Source organism: Winogradskyella aurantia (genome assembly GCF_002266855.1).
GTDB classification, from domain to species: Bacteria; Bacteroidota; Bacteroidia; order Flavobacteriales; family Flavobacteriaceae; genus Winogradskyella; species Winogradskyella aurantia.
The window spans coordinates 378,580-397,838 of record NZ_NGJN01000002.1 but is presented as its reverse complement, the minus strand read 5'-3'; the positions used below and the strand labels follow the sequence as shown (position 1 = coordinate 397,838).

The 19,259-nt window shown below is 37.7% G+C and carries 13 protein-coding genes; 12 read left to right on the top strand and 1 reads right to left on the bottom strand.

The genetic code is table 11. The annotated features are described in order from the left end of the window. The first annotated feature begins 76 nt into the window (after nucleotides 1-76). From CA834_RS14695 to CA834_RS05160, 12 genes are all read left to right on the top strand, one after another. Nucleotides 77-1,966: a tetratricopeptide repeat-containing sensor histidine kinase gene (locus CA834_RS14695; protein WP_094967610.1), complete on the top strand. Its 1,890-nt coding sequence runs from the start codon at nucleotides 77-79 to the stop codon at nucleotides 1,964-1,966. Next, nucleotides 1,966-2,709, top strand: coding sequence for a LytR/AlgR family response regulator transcription factor (locus CA834_RS05210; RefSeq protein ID WP_094967609.1), 744 nt, complete (start codon nucleotides 1,966-1,968; stop codon nucleotides 2,707-2,709). Before CA834_RS14695 ends, CA834_RS05210 begins: the two co-directional genes overlap by 1 nt. Nucleotides 2,710-2,873: 164 nt before the next feature. Further along, on the top strand, nucleotides 2,874-3,629 hold the full coding sequence (locus tag CA834_RS05205) for a hypothetical protein (protein WP_094967608.1): 756 nt from the start codon (nucleotides 2,874-2,876) through the stop codon (nucleotides 3,627-3,629). Nucleotides 3,630-3,641: 12 nt separating this feature from the next. Beyond that, nucleotides 3,642-4,559 carry an ester cyclase gene (locus tag CA834_RS05200; protein ID WP_094967607.1) on the top strand — a complete coding sequence of 306 codons (918 nt, stop codon included), beginning with the start codon at nucleotides 3,642-3,644 and terminating at the stop codon, nucleotides 4,557-4,559. Nucleotides 4,560-4,709: 150 nt separating this feature from the next. Beyond that, on the top strand, nucleotides 4,710-5,924 hold the full coding sequence (locus CA834_RS05195) for an acyltransferase family protein (RefSeq protein ID WP_094967606.1): 1,215 nt from the start codon (nucleotides 4,710-4,712) through the stop codon (nucleotides 5,922-5,924). Between the two features lie 19 nt (nucleotides 5,925-5,943). Beyond that, on the top strand, nucleotides 5,944-7,308 hold the full coding sequence (locus tag CA834_RS05190) for an MFS transporter (protein ID WP_094967605.1): 1,365 nt from the start codon (nucleotides 5,944-5,946) through the stop codon (nucleotides 7,306-7,308). Between the two features lie 116 nt (nucleotides 7,309-7,424). Beyond that, nucleotides 7,425-8,633: an acyltransferase family protein gene (locus CA834_RS05185; protein ID WP_094967604.1), complete on the top strand. Its 1,209-nt coding sequence runs from the start codon at nucleotides 7,425-7,427 to the stop codon at nucleotides 8,631-8,633. Between the two features lie 87 nt (nucleotides 8,634-8,720). Continuing rightward, the gene (locus CA834_RS05180; protein ID WP_094967603.1) at nucleotides 8,721-9,908 is read left to right on the top strand and encodes a DUF1624 domain-containing protein; all 1,188 of its coding nucleotides are present in this window, start codon (nucleotides 8,721-8,723) and stop codon (nucleotides 9,906-9,908) included. Between the two features lie 31 nt (nucleotides 9,909-9,939). Beyond that, on the top strand, nucleotides 9,940-11,592 hold the full coding sequence (locus CA834_RS05175) for an arylsulfatase (RefSeq protein ID WP_206186845.1): 1,653 nt from the start codon (nucleotides 9,940-9,942) through the stop codon (nucleotides 11,590-11,592). A gap of 33 nt (nucleotides 11,593-11,625) precedes the next feature. Continuing rightward, nucleotides 11,626-14,889 carry a S41 family peptidase gene (locus tag CA834_RS05170; protein WP_094967602.1) on the top strand — a complete coding sequence of 1,088 codons (3,264 nt, stop codon included), beginning with the start codon at nucleotides 11,626-11,628 and terminating at the stop codon, nucleotides 14,887-14,889. Nucleotides 14,890-14,913: 24 nt separating this feature from the next. Further along, a complete protein-coding gene (locus CA834_RS05165; protein ID WP_094967601.1) occupies nucleotides 14,914-17,616 on the top strand; it encodes a S9 family peptidase in 2,703 nt (900 codons plus the stop codon). 244 nt (nucleotides 17,617-17,860) lie between these two features. Continuing rightward, on the top strand, nucleotides 17,861-18,682 hold the full coding sequence (locus tag CA834_RS05160) for a M23 family metallopeptidase (RefSeq protein WP_165764756.1): 822 nt from the start codon (nucleotides 17,861-17,863) through the stop codon (nucleotides 18,680-18,682). Here the strand turns inward: CA834_RS05160 and CA834_RS05155 are convergent, their stop codons facing one another. Beyond that, nucleotides 18,683-19,249: a hypothetical protein gene (locus CA834_RS05155; RefSeq protein ID WP_094967599.1), complete on the bottom strand. Its 567-nt coding sequence runs from the start codon at nucleotides 19,247-19,249 to the stop codon at nucleotides 18,683-18,685. It abuts the gene before it with no gap. Between the last annotated feature and the right edge of the window lie 10 nt (nucleotides 19,250-19,259).

The following is a 19,259-nucleotide window of genomic DNA, read 5'->3' as shown; positions in this document are numbered from 1 at the left end:
AGCGTTGCCTTAGTAACGCTTTTTTTTATATCTTTAACATTCCCCTAAGTCTTTTAATCCCGACCATTAAGGGCTTATGATTAAAACTATCTTCACATTATTAATGGTATGTCTCTCAACATACCTAGGGCTTTCGCAGTCTAACATATTGAGCCCAAAAGAATTACAAAACGTATCTATTGACTCTTCTTTATCTTGGATGCGCCAAAATGCTTATACAGGTACTGACTTAGATAATTTTCACGCCATAGGACTACAAACTCTAAAACGGAGTTTAGATTCGGAATCGCCCCAAACAATAGCGGAAGTTCATGAAGAACTTGCCAATTGGCACGGCTATAATGGCATTTTCCCGTCAGACTCGATAGTATACCACTCTGAAAAAGCTTTAGAATACTATGAAAAGAGTGGCAATAAAAAGAAAATTGCGGATACCTACAGAACCTTATCCATAGATTATCTTAACATACGAGAACTTGAAAAATCCCAAGAGGTTTTATTTAAAGCGATTGGACTTTATGAGGAATTAGATGATGAGAAAGGCCTAGGTAGTGCTTACCGCACACTAGGCGTGTTATATCAAGTGATGGAAGATTTTGAAAAATCCATTGCCTATACCAATAAGGCGATTCCAATTCTAGAAAACGCTGGCGAATATGCCTCAGTAGCAATTGCCCAGTTTAATCTAATCATTGGTTATGGTGAGCTGGGCGAATTTGATAAAGCCTATAAAGCTGCAGATTATTGTTTAGAACTCATAAAAACCAAAGCACCTGAGGAGATATTCGTTCCGGTTAGGGCGTATTCTTACAGAGGTGAGGTCTATGTTAAAGCTAAAGACTATGACAATGCCCTGAAAGACTATATAAAAGCTTGGGAACTTTGCAAGACCCATGTTGGAGAAGAGCGTTGCGCGACTTACAGAACAGAAATAGGTCAGGTCTATCTCATGAAAAACGATTACTCAAATGCCTTAACACACTTAACAGCTGGCGTTGCGGCATACGAGGACAAAGAACAAACTTCTATTATACAACCCTATCTAGACCTTTCAGCAACTTATGCTGGACTTGGCGATTTTGAGAATGCCCTGCTTTATAAAGATAAAGCCCTTAATAACAAGATAGAGGTTCTCGAGGGAAAAGTTGCCAATCTTGAAACGGAAACAATCGTTAAATATGAAACAGGCAAAAAAGATGAAGCACTTGCCAGTCAAGCCTTATTATTGGTTCAAAAAAGCAAGACTCAAAACTTGATAATTGCAGTTACAGCATTATTAGGGCTACTCTTAGTTTCATTGCTCTATTTCTTTAATAAAAATAGAAAAGCCACAAAAATCATTAAAGCTAAAAATGCAGAGAATGAATTGTTGCTCAAAGAAATTCACCATCGTGTAAAGAATAATTTAGAAATGGTGAAAAGCCTCATCGCATTACAATCTGCACAGATTGAAGACTCTGCGACCAAAGACGCCATGATTGCAAGTCAAAATCGCGTACAATCCATGGGTATCATTCACCAAAAGTTGTATCAAGGCGAAAATCTAGGCAGTATAGAAATGAAAGATTATTTTTTGAACCTTAGTGAGGGTATTTTAGACACCTTCAATGCAGAGGACCGCGTTAAGATAGAATGCGCTATGGAGAACTTGGATTTAGATGTTGATACAGCAGTTCCCATTGGCCTCATTGTAAATGAGTTACTGACCAATGCTTTAAAATATGCCTTTCCAGAGAATAATGATGGTGCTATTTCTATTAGTCTAGAAAAAATTAACAGGAGTCATTTAAAATTAAAAGTATCAGATAATGGCGTTGGAAAGATAAAAGGTCTTGCCCCAAAAGGTACTGGTTTTGGTACACAGTTAGTGAAATTATTAACGCAACAGCTCAATGGTAAAATGACAGAATATTCAGAAAGTGGTACTTATATAGAGTTTGACTTTTTAATTGATACAGCAGCCTAATGCCCAACAAAATTAAAATACTAATTGTTGAAGACGAAATGATTATTGCCGCTAATATCTCGCTTCAGCTTACGGAATTGGGTTATGAGGTAGTTGGTATTGTCCCCCGAGGTGAAGACGCCTTGCTTAACATTGAAGAGGATAGACCCGATATCTTACTTTTAGATATTAACTTAAAAGGAAATCTAGATGGCATTGAGACAGCAGAAGCCATGCAAAAGTCACATAATATTCCTGTGATTTATCTTACGGCAAATATTGATGACGCACATTTTAACCGAGCTAAAAAAACACACCCTTATGGTTTTATTTCAAAACCTTTTAAAAAATTAGATTTACAACGTACGATTGAGCTCACTGTTAGCCAAATTACATCCAATGCGTCAAAAAAAACAGGTGTAGAACCTCAAAACAGTGGGTCCTATATTTTAAGTGACAGTATTTTTGTGAGAAACCAGAATTCTATGGTTAAGGTTAACATATCTGATATCCTTTATATCGAGGCCGAAAGAAACTACTGCCGCATCTATTCAAAAAATAAAGAATACCTGTTGGTAATGACACTGAAAGATATAGATGAAAAGTTACCTTCAAGGCACTTTTTGAGAGTTCATCGCTCCTTCATTGTAAATATTTCTCAAATCACCGAAATTTCAAATAGTCATATCGTAATTGTCAAAAAATCAATTCCGATAAGTAAATCCTTAAAGGATGAATTACTAAATCGTCTTCAAACGATATAGTAAAACTCCTACATCAAATTCCTTAGATAATTAAACTTTAGCCTTCGGATAAAGAAAACACCGTTCCGTCCTAAGTCGTTTTCGTTTTCCAATGATTATCATTTACTTGATATATCAATTATAAAATTGAACTTCTTATCATTAACCATTAAAAGCTATTAATTATGAACAATTTTAAAAAAGTATTGCTTTTGGCAGTTGTGTTGCTCCTAGCACCAAAGGCAATGAATGCCCAACAAAAATATCACATCCATGAAGATGTTGTAAAACCATCAATGACTGGGGAATATGAATCCATCTTAGCAGAAGTCAGTGCACTTGTTAAAGCCAATCCTTTAGATGATGTCACTATGCTCGTTATGCGAGGCAACAACAATCATTATTACTTTATACGACCTATAAATAATATGGCAGAATTGGATAAACCGTCACCTGTTGTACAATTGGCGGAAAAGGCTGGTAGAGACAAAGTATGGCCTCTATTTAGTCGTTTGGACAAATGTTATGACGTAGAGAAAGATTACATCCTAACTCTAAATTCCGAACTATCTTATATGCCTACTGGTATAACCCAAACACCTGAAGGGGAAAACTACAGGGAACATTACAAGATATATGTTACTCCAGCCAACAGAGCTGTGGTGAGGGAAAAAATGCAAGCTATCAAAAATCTGTTTTCATCAAAGGGCTCTAAAATGTACTATAGAGTTTATGAAAGTGGTTTTGGTACAGAAGCAGAATATTATATGGTGTCAGTTGCCGCCAAAGATGAATACGATATGGGCGTTAAGGGAAAAGCTAATGATGAGTTATTAGGCGCTGATATTGATAAAACTATGTATGACATGTTTCAAAATGTGTTAAAAATAGAAGAAATTGAAGCTGAAATGCGACCAGAATTTTATATGACACAAAACTAAAAAACCAATACAATGAAAAATATAATTTTATTAGGCCTTATGACCATCCTTTTTGTAGGATGCCAACAGAAAGACACTAGATACACCCAACAGTCCCCAGAGATTGATGTAGTAAAAAAACACATAGACAATTACAATACGATGAATTACGACAAGGACGCGATGGTTTTGGCTGATACCTCTAAGTCTTATTTTAACACTAAGGATAATCCTGTTTTAAATAAGGACATCGTAGCTTATCACAAGGCTAATGATGCCAATTACTCAAAACGCGGCTTTTTAGATAAAGACCAAGAGTTTGAAATGGTGATTACCGACAAAGGCGACACTTGGGTTAACGCTTGGCTAGACTGGCAAGGAACCATTGCTGCTACTGGTAAGGTCGTGGATATGCCCATTCATATGACATTTCAAATCGTAGGGGATAAAATTGTTAAGGAATATGGCTATTGGGACCCAACAGCCATTGTCATGGAAATGCAAGCCCTTGAAGCCCAAAAAGCAATGTCAGTAGATGAGAAAACTGTTAAAGCAGGTATTGATGCCATCGTTAAAGCTTGGAACGCGTATGACAAGCCGGCTATGAAGGCCGCTATGACAAATGATTTTGTGCGTACACAAAATGGTGAAGTGATTATTACAAGCTCAGATGGGTATGGTACCGACCTCATGGATGTATTCTTTGGTGGTTTCCCTGATTTTCATGTGGCTTTAGATAATTACATGGTTTCAGGAAATAAGGCCATAATCAATTGGACATGCACGGGTACCAATACTGGAGCTTTTCAAGGTAAAACAACCAACAAACCAATTACAACTCATGGTATGAGCGTTTGGACCTTTGATGAAAATGGGAAGGCCTCTAGAGAGGACGCCTATTATGATAATTTAACAATCTTTCAGCAGTTAGGCTACATGCCAGAACTGTAGCAAATACAAATAACAGGCATTTTATGTGAAGATAGAAAATCAGTAATGGCACTGCAATACACTTTAAAGAAGTTTTAGTGTTTGAAGTTATTGAGTTTAGTTAATGATAAAGCTGTTACTGATTTGCCTGTTTTATTTTAAAAAAATTCTATGAAATCTATTCCACACAAAACAGAGCGATTGCACGCTCTAGATTCTCTGCGCGCCATCATGATGATGCTTGGTGTTGTTTTACATTCTGTCATAACCTATACTGGTGGAGAACCACAAGGCGCTTGGCTCATCCGAGACCTTAACAACTTTAATCCAGATTTAGGGTGGATTGGCTCTATAATCCATGTATTTAGAATGCCCATATTTATGTTGGTGGCTGGATTTTTCGCTGCCCTGTTATTCTATGAGCGTGGAAAACGGCAAATGTTTAAAAATAGAATGCAGCGCCTCACTTGGCCGTTTGTTGTTTTTGTGATTATTTTATTTGTACCCGTTGTTGGTGGAATGCAATATACCCTTAATGTTTTTGAGGGCAATACAGACGCTTTTGCCATAGCTGCCGAAAGATTCCCAAACCTTGCGAGCTTTATTCCTAATAAAACCATGCACCTTTGGTTTTTGTATTACCTTATAATGTTTTCCGTCGTCTCGTTTTTTCTGGGAAGTCTTTTTAAAACCTTACCAAAAACCTCAGGCACTATTAACAAATACTATTTTGAAATTTTTAAAAGACCGATAGTACGTCTTGTAATATTTACAGCTTTAACGGTACTTATCCTAGTATTTATGGATAGAACTTGGGTGAACACCTCCACAAGTTTTGTGCCCGAATTGGGTACCTTTTTCTTTTACTTTTATTTTTATATGGTAGGTTGGTTACTTTTTAAAGCCAAGTCATTATTGAATACCTTCAAACGATACGATTGGCAATTTACACTTTTAGGTACCGCCATATTTACATGGTACTTTTTTGCAGATACCAGCGGTTTGTCTCTTTATTTAATCATGGTTATAAGATGCTTATGCTGTTGGCTACTCATCTTTGGTATCACCGGTCTATTTATCCGCTTTGGGAGCCATCACTCGGCGAGAATGCGCTATGTTTCAGATTCATCCTATTGGGTCTATTTATTCCATTTGCCTCTAACCATAATCATACCTGCACTAATTGCCGACTGGGACATTGCTGCAGGATTTAAATTCCTAATTGTAACCACGACCACAAGTATCATTTGCTTTGCAACTTATCATTATTTCGTAAGAACGACTTTTATTGGCAAGTTTTTAAATGGCAGAACCTACCCTAGAAAAATTTCAGAGATACGAAAAGCCTATCTTGCACAACAACCGCAGCTGCAATTAGATAAATGAAACTTATCTCGACGACACTATGAATAATCCCACAAAGCGATTTAACTTAAAGTTCAGTCGAAGTTTAACGGGCAGTGCCCTATCCCGTTATTTTTCATTTTCTGCATTATACACAGCCCAGGGTATTCCGGAAGGCATAACGTTTTTTGCTATACCGGCATGGTTAGCCATGAATGACAAATCAGCATTGGACATTGCTGCGTTCGTTGGCATCATAGGTATTCCATGGAGTTTTAAAATACTTATGGCTCCACTTATGGATCGTTTTACTATTTTATCCATGGGACGCAAACGCCCTTGGGTTATTTTTGGTCAACTCGGGCTTATTCTCAGTTTTTTAAGTATTGGCTTAGTTCCAGACCCCCTTAATAACATGTCAGGCTTAATGCTAACAGGGTTCTTTATCAGCTTTTTTGGTGCTTTTCAAGATGTAGCAACAGATGGTATGGCTGTAGATGTCATTCCCATTGATGAACAAGCCAGGGCTAATGGCTTAATGTGGGGCACCAAGATTATTGGTACATCAGTGTCATTAATAGTAGGTACGGCCCTAATCAATAACCTTGGTTTTTCCTTAGCCATTTCGTCTTTAGCCATTGCTGTAGCATTAATTATGCTTGTGCCCATTTATTTCACCGAGCGCCCAGGAGAAAAAATCATGCCTTGGACCAAAGGCGAAGCAAATCACGAATCTAAGGAAAGTCAATTAAGAAGCTGGAAACAGATTTTAAAGAGCCTTTATAGAGTGGTGAGATTGCGTTCTAGTCTTATTTTTTGTGTAGCCGTTTTTATTATCGGAATTATGTACGGACTTGTAGACACTATTCTTCCCATCTTTACAATTCAGGAATTAGGTTGGTCCAACACCTTCTTTTCGGAAGCCTTTTCAATTATAAATATACTAGCTGGATTTTTAGGGATGTTCATTGGTGGCTATATGGTCGATTATTTTGGGAAACTGAAAATGCTTACCCTATACTTAGGACTTATTGCGGGTATAATTGCAATTTTTGCTTTTACAACTAGCTTTTGGAATAGCAATATCTATATATATGGATTTATTCTTCTTTACTACACCTTATATACATTTTTATGTATCGCTGTATTTGCTTCTGGCATGAACCTTTGCTGGAAGACCGTAGCAGCAACACAGTTTACGCTATACATGGCCTTATCTAATATGGGTCGAGCCTCAGGCTCAGCCATAGTGGGTGTTTTAAAAGCTAATTTTAGCTGGGATTACGTGTTCTACATTACCGCATTAATGCCCCTAATTATGGGGATTATAGTCCAGTTCATTAATTTTAGAAATCATCAAGATAAGGTCGACAGCTTTACCGTTTTAGACCACACCTTGGTAACACCTCATGTCATTGAAGATTAATCCCATAACAGAGAATTATTTAAAATACACATGTCCTGGTTGCACTGTAACTGACTTTATTCATAAACTCGTAAAAAAAAGGCAAACTAGAACACTATTAGAAACTTTTGAATAAAATGAAAACTACTCCTCATAAAACAGAACGACTCCACTCCATGGATGCGCTAAGAGCTATAATGATGCTCTTAGGCTTAGTTATTCATTCAGCGATAACTTATGCAGTCACTGATTGGGGGAACGTCTGGTCCTTGAAAGACCCGAACGCAACCCATTGGACCAACGACTATATCGTGGATTTTATCCATGCATTTAGAATGCAGATTTTCTTTTTTGTTGCCGGTTTCTTTGGAGCTATGTTATTTTATGAACGGCAGCCCTTGCGCATGGTAAAGAATCGTGTACAAAGGATTGTTTTTCCATTTTTGGTCTTTGTTTTTTTACTATGGCCATCAATTATTTTTTCTTTTGTCTATACGCGGTTATCTTTCGCAGGAGACCCTCAAGCAATGGAGACAGCTCTATCATTTTTCTCCACATCTGAAGGTTATATCCCGGGAAGTACCTTTCATTTATGGTTCCTTTATTATTTAGCGCTTATTACAGGATTCACAGTATTACTAGCTTTAATCACAAAGCGATTTCGAAAATTCGGATCCAATTTAACGCAAATGTTCAATACGTTGATTAAACAACCGGTTTTAAGAATATTGGTTTTGGCCATTTTCACTGCAATGGTGTATCTATTTATGAATACCTCACAAGTAGCCACTTCTGGTTCCTTTATCCCAGATGTCAATACATTTACATACTATGCCTTCTTTTATATCATAGGTTGGGTTCTATTTAAATCGAAACACCTATTAGATAGGATGATGAAACTGGATTTTATATCTACAGGAATAGGTGTGGCCTTATTTACTGGCTATTTCTTCTGGCATGAAAGTTTTAATTTATGGGGTGCAATTGCTATTAAGTCTGTTATGGTTTGGTGCTTGATATTTGGAGTCACGGGTTTGTTTATCAGGTATGCGAGTAACCACTCACCTATTATGCGTTATATTTCAGATGCCTCGTATTGGGTATATCTTATTCATTTGTCCTTTACTGCAATACTGCCGGTTCTTATTAAAGATTGGGCCTTACCTGCCACAATTAAGTTTTTAATTGTGATGTGCACTACTTTCTTTATTTGCTTTCTAACCTATCATTTATTTGTTAGAAGTTCTGTTATAGGACAATTTTTAAATGGAAGGCGGTATACGAGAAAGTTAAAGGATATAAAACCAAGCACAACCTCAAAAGTTACAATGGCAGTAGATAAATAATCATCGGAAAGCGATTAATCTAATTTCATATGCTTATTTTCCTATCTTTAAAACCTCCCATCTCTTTTAACCCTAACTAAAAGACATATGTCATCAGTCAAATCATCAAGAATTGGGTCGATTGATATTCTGCGAGGTCTTGTCATGGTCATAATGGCTTTAGATCATGTAAGGGATTACTTCCATATTAATGCTTTTGCAGGGAATTATCCAGAGAATATGGAGTCTACAAATATGATTTTGTTTGGTACCAGGTTCATTACACACTTTTGTGCTCCTGTTTTTGTGTTTCTGGCCGGTACATCTGCCTTTTTATACGGACGTAATAAGAATACAGGCCATTTATCCAAATTTTTAATCACAAGAGGTATCTGGCTTATTTTTGTAGAAATTGTCATCAATAACTTCCTTTGGTGGTTCGATGTTAATTATGGTTTCACAAACCTGCAGGTTATCTGGGCTATCGGTTTAAGTATGATTGTTTTAGGCCTGGCTGTTTATCTTCCAAAACGACTTATTCTAATACTTGGACTCATCATTGTTTTTGGGCACAATAGCTTAGATGGCATTACTATGGAAGGACAAAGTTTTGAATCCATATTATGGTCTATGCTTCATCAAGGTGGTGTTTTTAGTTATGGTGATGGGAAAATTGTGTCATTTTCCTATCCTATTCTACCCTGGATTGGGGTTATGCTTTTGGGCTATTGCTTTGGAGAATTGTTCAATCCAGATAAATCCAAAGTTAACAGAGGCAGACTATTACTTGTTATGGGTAGTACTTCAATTGTTTTATTCTTTATCTTAAGAGGTCTGAATTTTTACGCCGATCCATTACCTTGGGAAGTCCAAGAAACTACAGAAAAAACTATAATATCCTTTTTTAATGTCAATAAATATCCGCCTTCTATGGCCTATTTATTAATTACATTAGGTCCTTCTTTTCTGTTTTTAAGGTTTGTGGAAAACTTTAAAAATAAGGCTACGGACTTCCTAACCGTTTTTGGTCGTGTTCCATTCTTCTATTATATCCTTCATATTCTTTTTATTCATTTAGGAGCCATCCTCGGTCTCTTAATCACCGGTAAAGACTGGAAGCTTATGATATTGGATAATGAAACTATGATGACCGGAGCCCTTCAAGGCTACGGCTACCCGTTGGCCATTGTTTATTTAATTTGGATAATTATTGTTTTGCTGTTATACCCTATTTGCAAAAAATACATGGTTTATAAATTGACAAATAAAGATAAATGGTGGCTAAGTTATTTGTAAATTTAAGGGCTATTTCTATTTAGACATTATTTTGAACTCTTTTTACCCTTACCTCTCCAAGCGCTTCAAGACCGTAGTTTTGATTTGTCCATTTCTCATTTTACTAAGTAGCAATCAAAAACCACAAGAGCAGGCTCAAAAGGAAATTCTAAATATTTTATTAATTGTAGCGGATGATTTAGGTTATGCTGATATCGGTGCTTATGGTGGAGACATTGAAACCCCAAACATGGACCGCATAGCCGCAAACGGTATCAAATTTAGTAGATTTCATACTGCACCATACTGTGCTGTCACACGCTCAATGGTATTGACCGGTAACGACAACCATATAGCTGGTATGGGGGCTCAAGATAATGTTACAAAAGTTGAAGGCTATGAGGGCCGCATTACGGATAGAGTTGTAACTGTGCCTCAACTTCTGAAAGATAAAAATTATATGACATTCATGGTGGGTAAATGGCACTTAGGAAAAACCGAAGAGGCCAACCCACATAATAAAGGATTTGACAAATCTTTTGTATTACTTGAAGGTGCGGGAAATCATTACAGTAATATGGGTGTTTTAAAGGATTCTATATCTTCCTACACCGAGAATGGAAAAAAAACAGATTGGCCAGAAGGCAACTATTCTACAGACCTATACACGGACAAACTCATTGGTTATATATCCGAAGCCAAGAAAGCTAATAAACCATTCTTTGGTTTTGCAGCCTATACCTCTCCTCATTGGCCCTTACAGGTAGATCAAAAATATTGGCAAAAATATAAAGGACGTTATGATGGTGGCTACGACTCATTGCGCATTGCACGCCTTCAGAGCTTAAAGAGTAAAGGTATTATTCCTCAAAACATCCAATTACCTGAACTCCATCCCAACATCAAACCTTGGGATAGTTTGTCACAACAAGAAAAAATGGCTGAATCTCGTAAAATGGAGCTATATGCCGGCATGGTAGATAATTTGGATGTTAATATAGGACGCCTTATAAATCATCTCAAAGAGATTGGTGAATATGATAATACTATGATTGTTATCATGTCCGATAACGGCGCTGCTGCTGAGGATTTTTTTAATTCTAGTTTTTTACCTCCAGATGTAAGGAATACTTACGATAATACTTATGTAAATATGGGAAGTGCAAATTCATATGTTTCATATGGTAAGCAATGGGCAGAGGCAGGTTCAGCACCTTTCAAATATTATAAAGGCTATCCCACTGAAGGTGGTATTACAACTCCCATGTTAATATCTGGACCAATGGTAAAGAAAAGAGGTGCTACCATCCATTCACTTTTAACCTTAATGGACTTAGCACCAACTTTTTATGAATTGGTAGGCGTGGATTATCCGAAAACTTTCAATGGTCGTCCCATTAGCAGGTTACGAGGGGCATCCCTGGTCCCCATCATTAATGACGAAGCTAAGACAGTACATTCTGAAGATTACGTATTTGGATTTGAACACCGTGGTAGAGCCATTATCATTAAAGGTGATTGGAAGCTGAGTAATATCGATTTACCGTTTGAAATGGAAAATTTCAAACTGTTTAACCTTAAGAATGATATGGCTGAAGCAAATGACCTAAGCAAAGTTTATCCTTTAGTGTATGATGATTTAATCAAGGAATGGAAAAGATATGAAAAAGAGGTCGGCGTCGTTATTCCAACACCGAGAGATTAAAATAGAACCAGATTACAAACTAAATATTTCATTATGATATCAATTCTAAAAAAAATTAATTCCCAATTACTGCTTGCGAATTTGGCTTTTCTCATTTGCACTTTAGGCTTTTCTCAAGGAACGCGATTATTGCGTCAACCAGATATCAGTGATTCCCACATTGTCTTCACTTACGGTAGTGATGTATGGATTACAGAAATTAATTCTACGGAGGCTAAACGACTTACCAGTACCGCTGCTGTAGAATCAAATCCTTATTTTTCCCCAGACGGTGAATGGATAGCATTCACATCTAACCGCTCTGGCGTAAACCAAGTGTTTTTGGTTTCAAAAAATGGTGGAGAGCCCCAACAATTAACCTGGCATCCCTCAGGAGCAGAAGTTAGAGGGTGGTCACCAGATGGCAAGACAATACTTTTAGCAAGCTCTAGAGATACGGCTCCACGTCCATACAACAGATTATACACGATTGATGTCACTGGTGGCGCTCCAAAACTCTTAACAAGACAATGGAGTCATGATGGGGCATTATCACCAGATGGTAAAAAATTAATAATCGATAAAATGGACCGCTGGGATGTAGAGTGGCGAGCCTACAGAGGTGGTCAAAACACACCCTTGATTATTTTAAACTTGGCAACACAGGAAGAGCAATTACTTCCAAATAATAAAACTACCGATATTCAACCTTTGTGGCTTGAAAATAAAATCTACTTTATCTCAGACAGGGATTTAGTGGCTAATATATGGTCTTATGACACCGAATCCATGAGCCTAAAACAAGTGACCTCGTTTAAAGGCTCTGACGTAAAATGGCTGTCAGCACATAAATCTAAACTTATTTATGAAAGGGATGGCTATTTACACAAATATGATATCGCTTCAGGTACTACTGAACAGCTAACAATTAATGTCGTTGGTGACTTTCCTTGGGCAGAAACAAAATGGGAAAATGTCTCTAATTCTTCAAGATTTGTATCGCTATCACCAAACGGCAAACGCGCTATTATGGAATCTCGAGGGGATATTTTTACAGTACCGACTGAATTCGGGGACTCCAGAAATATTACAGCCAGCTCAGGAACTGCTGACAGAAGACCATTATGGTCTCCTAAAGGCGATAAAATAGCTTGGTTTTCTGATGCAGATAGAAAAGGCTATGCCTTAATGCTGTCTAATCAAGATGGGCTGTCTGAACCAGAGTCTATTTCTATAGGGGAATCTAAGTTAGCATGGAATCCGTCATGGTCACCCGATGGGAAATTTATTGCTTTCGTGGATGATGATGTTAGACTGAGACTGGTTGACTTAGAATCTAAGAAGACGACAACTTTTGATGTGGGGACCAACAACCTCGATCGTGGCAGAATTGAATTGAAGTGGTCACCAGATTCTAAATGGATTGCTTATGAGCGGTCTAGCTCGAACAACTTCAGACAAATTCTTATCTATTCAGTAGAAGCCAAAAAATCTACTCCAATAACAGATACCTTTGCAGACTCCTTCTCTCCTACTTGGGACTTAGGAAAAAAGCAACTCTATTTCCTAGCTAGTACAAATGTTGCACTTGGTTCGGGATGGGCCAATACCAGTGCTATCACCTCTGACGCCTCATATGCAGCCTATGTCATTAATTTAGACGCTAATGACCCTTCGCCTTTTAAACCTAAAAGTGATGAAGAAAAAGTTAAGGAGACTGAAGATGAGGACAAAGAAAAAAGTAAGGACGATGATTCTAAAAAAGAGGATAAAGAAGAGGAAGGCGTAATTATAGATTTTAAGGATATAGGGCGTCGCACCTTAGCACTACCCGTTCCTACGCGGAACTATGTTAGTATAATGGCTGGACCAAAGGGGGCTGTGTTTATTGCTGAATTAATCCCAAATAGTCGTGGAGCAACGCTGCATAAATTTACCCTTAAGGATGAAGAGCTTAAAGAGTTTGCAGATAATGCGAGCTCTGTATACATCACACCAAACGGTGAACATATGCTTGCCAGACTTGGCAGTAATTGGAATGTTGTTGCTACAGGAGGAGCCAATGCAAAAGGAGGAAAACAATTAAAAGTAGACCTACAGATGAAATTAGACCGCTCTGCGGAGTGGGAACAAATATTTGAGGAAGTGTGGCGCTATGAAAAGGATTATTTCTATGATCCTAATATACACGGCAGAGACTGGAATACCGTTTACAAACGTTACAAACCTTTGGTGCCATTTATTAAGCACAGAGCAGACCTAACCTATGTCCTAGACCAAGTAAATGGAGAGTTGTCTGTTGGCCACAGTTTTGTAGGAGGAGGAGACTATCCTGATACTGAGAGGACCCAAGTCGGTTTGTTGGGTGCAGATTTGAACCAAGATAGCGACCGTTGGAAAATTAACCGTATATACACGACAGAAAGCTGGAATCCTGGTCTTAGTGGACCACTGGATGCACCTGGCTTAAAGGTAAAAGAAGGCTATTATATAGTTGGTATCAATGGTAGGGAAATCAAGGCCGATGACAATATTTATAAATACCTTGATGGTACTGCAGGAAAACAAACTATCCTTCATTTAAATGACAAACCAAGTTTTAAAGACCACTGGAAAGAAATCGTCGAGCCTATACGAAATGAGAATTCATTACGTCAACGTACATGGGTAGAAGATAATAGACGCATGGTTGACAAACTATCCAATGGACGATTAGGTTATGTCTGGGTTCCTAATACAGGAGGGCCGGGTTTTGTGTCGTTCAATCGTTATTTCTTTGCACAACAAGATAAAGAAGGTGCTGTAATTGACGAAAGATTCAATGGCGGCGGATTATTAGATGATTATATGGTTGACCTTATGACTAGACAATTGCGCGCAGCTCTCACCAATGAAGTACCTAATGGAAAACCAATGACCTTACCTGCTGGTATTTTAGGACCAAAAGTATTGTTGATTAATGAACTTGCCGGTTCTGGAGGTGACTTCTTCCCTTGGGTTTTTAGGCAACAAAACGCCGGAAAACTAATTGGAATGACTACTTGGGGCGGACTGGTAAAATCTTCAACACACTATGCACTAATTGACGGTGGGAGGGTCACAGCACCTGATAATGCCGTATTTGACCCTATCAACAATGAATGGATTGCTGAAAATAAAGGGGTAGCTCCAGACATTGAGGTAAGACAAGATGCTAAATCATTGAGTAATGGTAAGGATCCCCAATTGGAAAGTGCCGTGGAGGAATTGTTAAAACAGTTGGGTGTAAAAAGAGTTATTAAAACTCCTAAATTCCCGCAACCCGCTAATGGAAATTAAAATTAAGTACTGATTGATTTATAAATGAAAACTATAGTAAGACTTATCGTAATAGCATCACTCGCTTTAGTGTTTTGCGCACCCTTGTCTGGTCAAGAGAAAAAAGATCCTACACGTTGGACACCAGAGGATATCATTAATACAGAATCTGTGGGTTCTGTTGCCTTTTCTCCAGATAATTCAATGGTTGTCTGGACAAAACGAAAAGGCGTAAAAAAGAAGGATAAATTCGTGTCCGATATTTACTTGACACGCCTTGATATTAAAACAGACGATGGGTTTAAGACCATACCACTTACCAACGGTGAGGACAACGACTACAGTCCACTATTTTCTAAAGATGGTGAGTATATCTATTTTCTGTCTTCAAGAGATAAAAGCAAGAAGTTGTGGAAATTAAGTATTTATGGTGGAGAAGCTCAAGAGGTAAAGGAATTTGAGAATGGGATTTCCGGTATTTCTTGGAAAGATGAAAACACACTATTGTTCTCCTCTAACGATGGAAAAACATTATATGAAAAAGAGGCTGAAGATAAAAAGGACGATGTCATTGTGGTTGAAGATTCATTGCACTGGACACCAAGCCACCTTTATGCGTATTCACTTAAAGAGAAAACGATAAATCGAATTACGGATAACCAAAAACCACTCGCTGGATTTGAAGTTTCTAAAGATGGCAAGTGGTTAGTCTATGGTGTGCAACGCAGTAGAAGTTATGCATCAGACGCACAAAAAGAACCCTATCAGTACCTAAAAAATCTTGAGTCTGGTGAGACCCGTCGAATTCTCGCAGACTTTGATTTTCCTGCCTATGGGTTTTCGTTTACCAGTGACCACAAAGGATTTTACTTTTCTTCAGAATACGGCAATAATCCAAAATACAATGGGCCAGGAATTAATAAGCTCTTTTATTTTGATATAGAGTCAATGGAGTCTAAAGAAGTTGATTTAAAATGGGACTTAGGCCATGCCGGTGGATATCAAGTTGTGGGAAATGATGTCATTGTACCACTGGCAAATAAGGCAACAATTAGACTGGCGTACTATAAGAAAAAAGGAAGTGACTGGTTTAAAAAGACCATTGACTTAGGCAATAAAAATGACCATGTTCGGCTATCGCAGGTTTCCGATGATGGTACAAAAGTCGTTTACAACTACTCTACAGCCTCTCGCCTCCCAACCTATCATATAGCCGACTTAAAAGAGCACAAGTTTTCCAATGAAGAAAATCTGGTGAAACTAAATAAAAAATTGGAAAAGAAACCAATTACCAAAAGTGAGGTTATAGTCTGGAAAGGGTATAACAACGAAGAGGTTACCGGTATCCTATATTACCCTGAAAATTATAAAGAAGGTCAACGCTACCCTTTAATGCTTTCTATACACGGCGGCCCTTCTGGTGTGGATTTAGATTTGTGGTCTGAGCGCTGGAGTACCTACCCTAATCTTTTGGCACAACGCGGCATGTTTGTTCTTAAACCTAATTATCATGGTTCTAGCAATCACGGGTTAGCGTTTGTTGAAAGTATTAGAGAGAATTACTATGAACCAGAACTTGAGGACATTATTAAAGGCATTGAAGTGCTGCACAAAGATGGAAAAATAGACAAGGCACAAATGGGTACTATGGGTTGGTCCAATGGAGCGATAATAACAACAATGTTAACCTTAAGATATCCAGACATGTTTAAGGTTGCAGCTCCGGGTGCAGGAGATGTCAACTGGACTTCTGATTATGGTACCTGCGTTTTTGGTGTAAGTTTCGATGAGCATTATTTTGGTGGTGCACCATGGGATGATATGAATGGGAAATCTTATAATGAAAACTATATTTTAAAATCACCCTTATTTGAAATCGAAAAAATCAAAACACCAACCATAATTTTTCATGGCAGTGAGGATAGAGCTGTGCCAAGAGATCAAGGTTGGGAGTATTATCGAGGACTGCAACAAGTCGGTAAAGCTCCTGTTCGCTTTTTATGGTTCCCCGGACAACCGCATGGTTTAGGGAAAATTACGCATCAATTGCGCAAAATGGAAGAAGAGATAACTTGGATTGAAACGTACCTTTTAAATAAACCGTCCACCAACAATGAAGCCTTTAAAAAAGATAGCCCACTTGCTAATCTGTTGGCTCTACAAGAGGTTAAAACCACTAAGGGACTATATGGGGAGTTGCGAAATGGTAAATTGATGCCAGAAACGGTTGCATTAAAAACCGACTCCATTTCTATTGGCCGGTTTGAGGTGACTAATGCTCAATTTAAGACATTTGAGAATTCATTTGAATTCACTATTGGTCATGATAATTATCCTGCAGTAGTATCCAAATCCCAAGCTCTAAACTATATCAAATGGCTATCGCAGCAAACTGGCGAATCCTACAGATTACCAAATACCAAAGAAGCTCAAGCACTGCACAAAACGGCAAGAAAGACCGCTAAAAACGAAAACGTATTTAATGCCTGGGCCGGTTATGATATTGTTAAAAGTGATGCAGCTAAATTAATGGAAAAGGTAACACCCAATTCAAGGACTTTGCTTAAACCTGTAGGAAGCTCAAAAGCCGTTGCTGTTAATGATGCACAGCTTTATGATATAGGTGGTAATGTGGCTGAATATTTTGAAAGTGGTGTTTACGGCTATAGTGCCTATGATTATTTTGATTCCAATGATGAAGCCATGATTGACAGTAAATTTGTTGGTTTTCGCGTTGTCAAGGAATGATTCATAGTCGTTAAATATGCCTTAAACCAATGGTAAACCCATAGTTTTAATTTATATTTAGGTAACTAAATTAATTAATATGTCTGGGTTTGATGTGGTAATGGTTATCGCCATTATCTTATTTGCGCGTTTGGGAATGCGATTGGTTTCACGCTATATTAAATTGAAAAAAGAAAAAAAATCAGAGAAAGAATAATGCACAGTTATGCAGGGTTCGTTTAAACAGGTCTGTAAATCATTTTTGGTGGGTAAAAAAACAAAACTCTTTTTGCCAATAGCAATTCTATTAGGTATTTTTCAATTGTCACAAGCTCAGACTATCGAGACATTAAAACGAATAGAAAACGATTCGGTTTATATAGATTTCATCAATCCCTATCTTGCACCAATAGAAATTAAGTTGTCATCTTTAGACTCAACCAAGACCTTTATAAAAGGTAATTCTTACGGTGTGCTAAAGCATATGGACACCTTAAAAAATGCCTTAATTCTGCCAGTAAATCGTGTTAAGGATACTTCTAAAATCAATTTAAAACGCTTTATTCAATTTAAGGCTAACTTTGGGGACCCCAATAGTAAAATAGACAGGACGTATGAATATTCGCTCCCCTTTCCAAGAGGTAAACGCTATAAGATAATTCAATCCTTTGGCGGTAATTTTTCTCACAATAAACCGCACTCCAAATACGCCATAGATATAGGTACCCAAATTGGTGATACCATTACGGCGATACGCCCTGGCACAGTATTTTTTGTCAAAGAAGATTCCACAGAACATTGCAGGACTCCAAAATGTGTAGATAAAGGGAATAAGGTTTTAATTCTTCACGACGATGGAAGCATAGCAAATTATGTACACCTTGACTTTGACGGCGCATTAGTTGCCGTAGGTGACCGAGTGGAAGATAGTGAACCAATAGCCATTTCTGGTATGACGGGGTTTACAACCATACCGCATCTCCATCTCGTTATTCACCAATCTAGAGGTATCTCAATTCCGTTTAAATTTAAGGGCCAAAACACCAAGAAACTCAAAAAAGGTCGGTTTTATAAAAGGAAACACTGATTACTCTTTTACAGTTCCTGAAAAGTGATTTACCCTCGAAGAAATGGGATTGCCAGAACTTCTCCTATTAATAGCTATTTGACCGCAATGCCATATAGCATCTGAAATTGGACCGTTGATTTGGTTCCAAAAGGGAAATTCCTGTTCACCGAAAATAATCTTGTAATTAGATATATCCTCGCTACCCCTGAGAGTATCAGCGGCAGTTTTTAAATTGATTAATGTTTTTTCACGAAGCTGCTGATAATCTAACGTTTCAGACGTTCTGGAGTTCGGTGCATTCAATGTCGAGTTTATTATAACTTTAGACAAACTATAAATATGTTGAATGGTCTCCTCGGTAGACCTACCTTCCGAATTAGGCCTATACTCTAGGTCTTTTTCAGTAAGTCCATTAGTAGCCCAATAGAATCGAAAGCCTAACCCGTCTATCATTCGAGCAGTAACCGTACCTGCTGTATAAGTCTCAGAATATTCAGGAATTTGATGATAGGGTAATTTATCTGACTGTGCATTCATCAGCATTGGGATAATCATAATTGTTAAAATAGCGCTAAATCTAAACATATTAATAAAG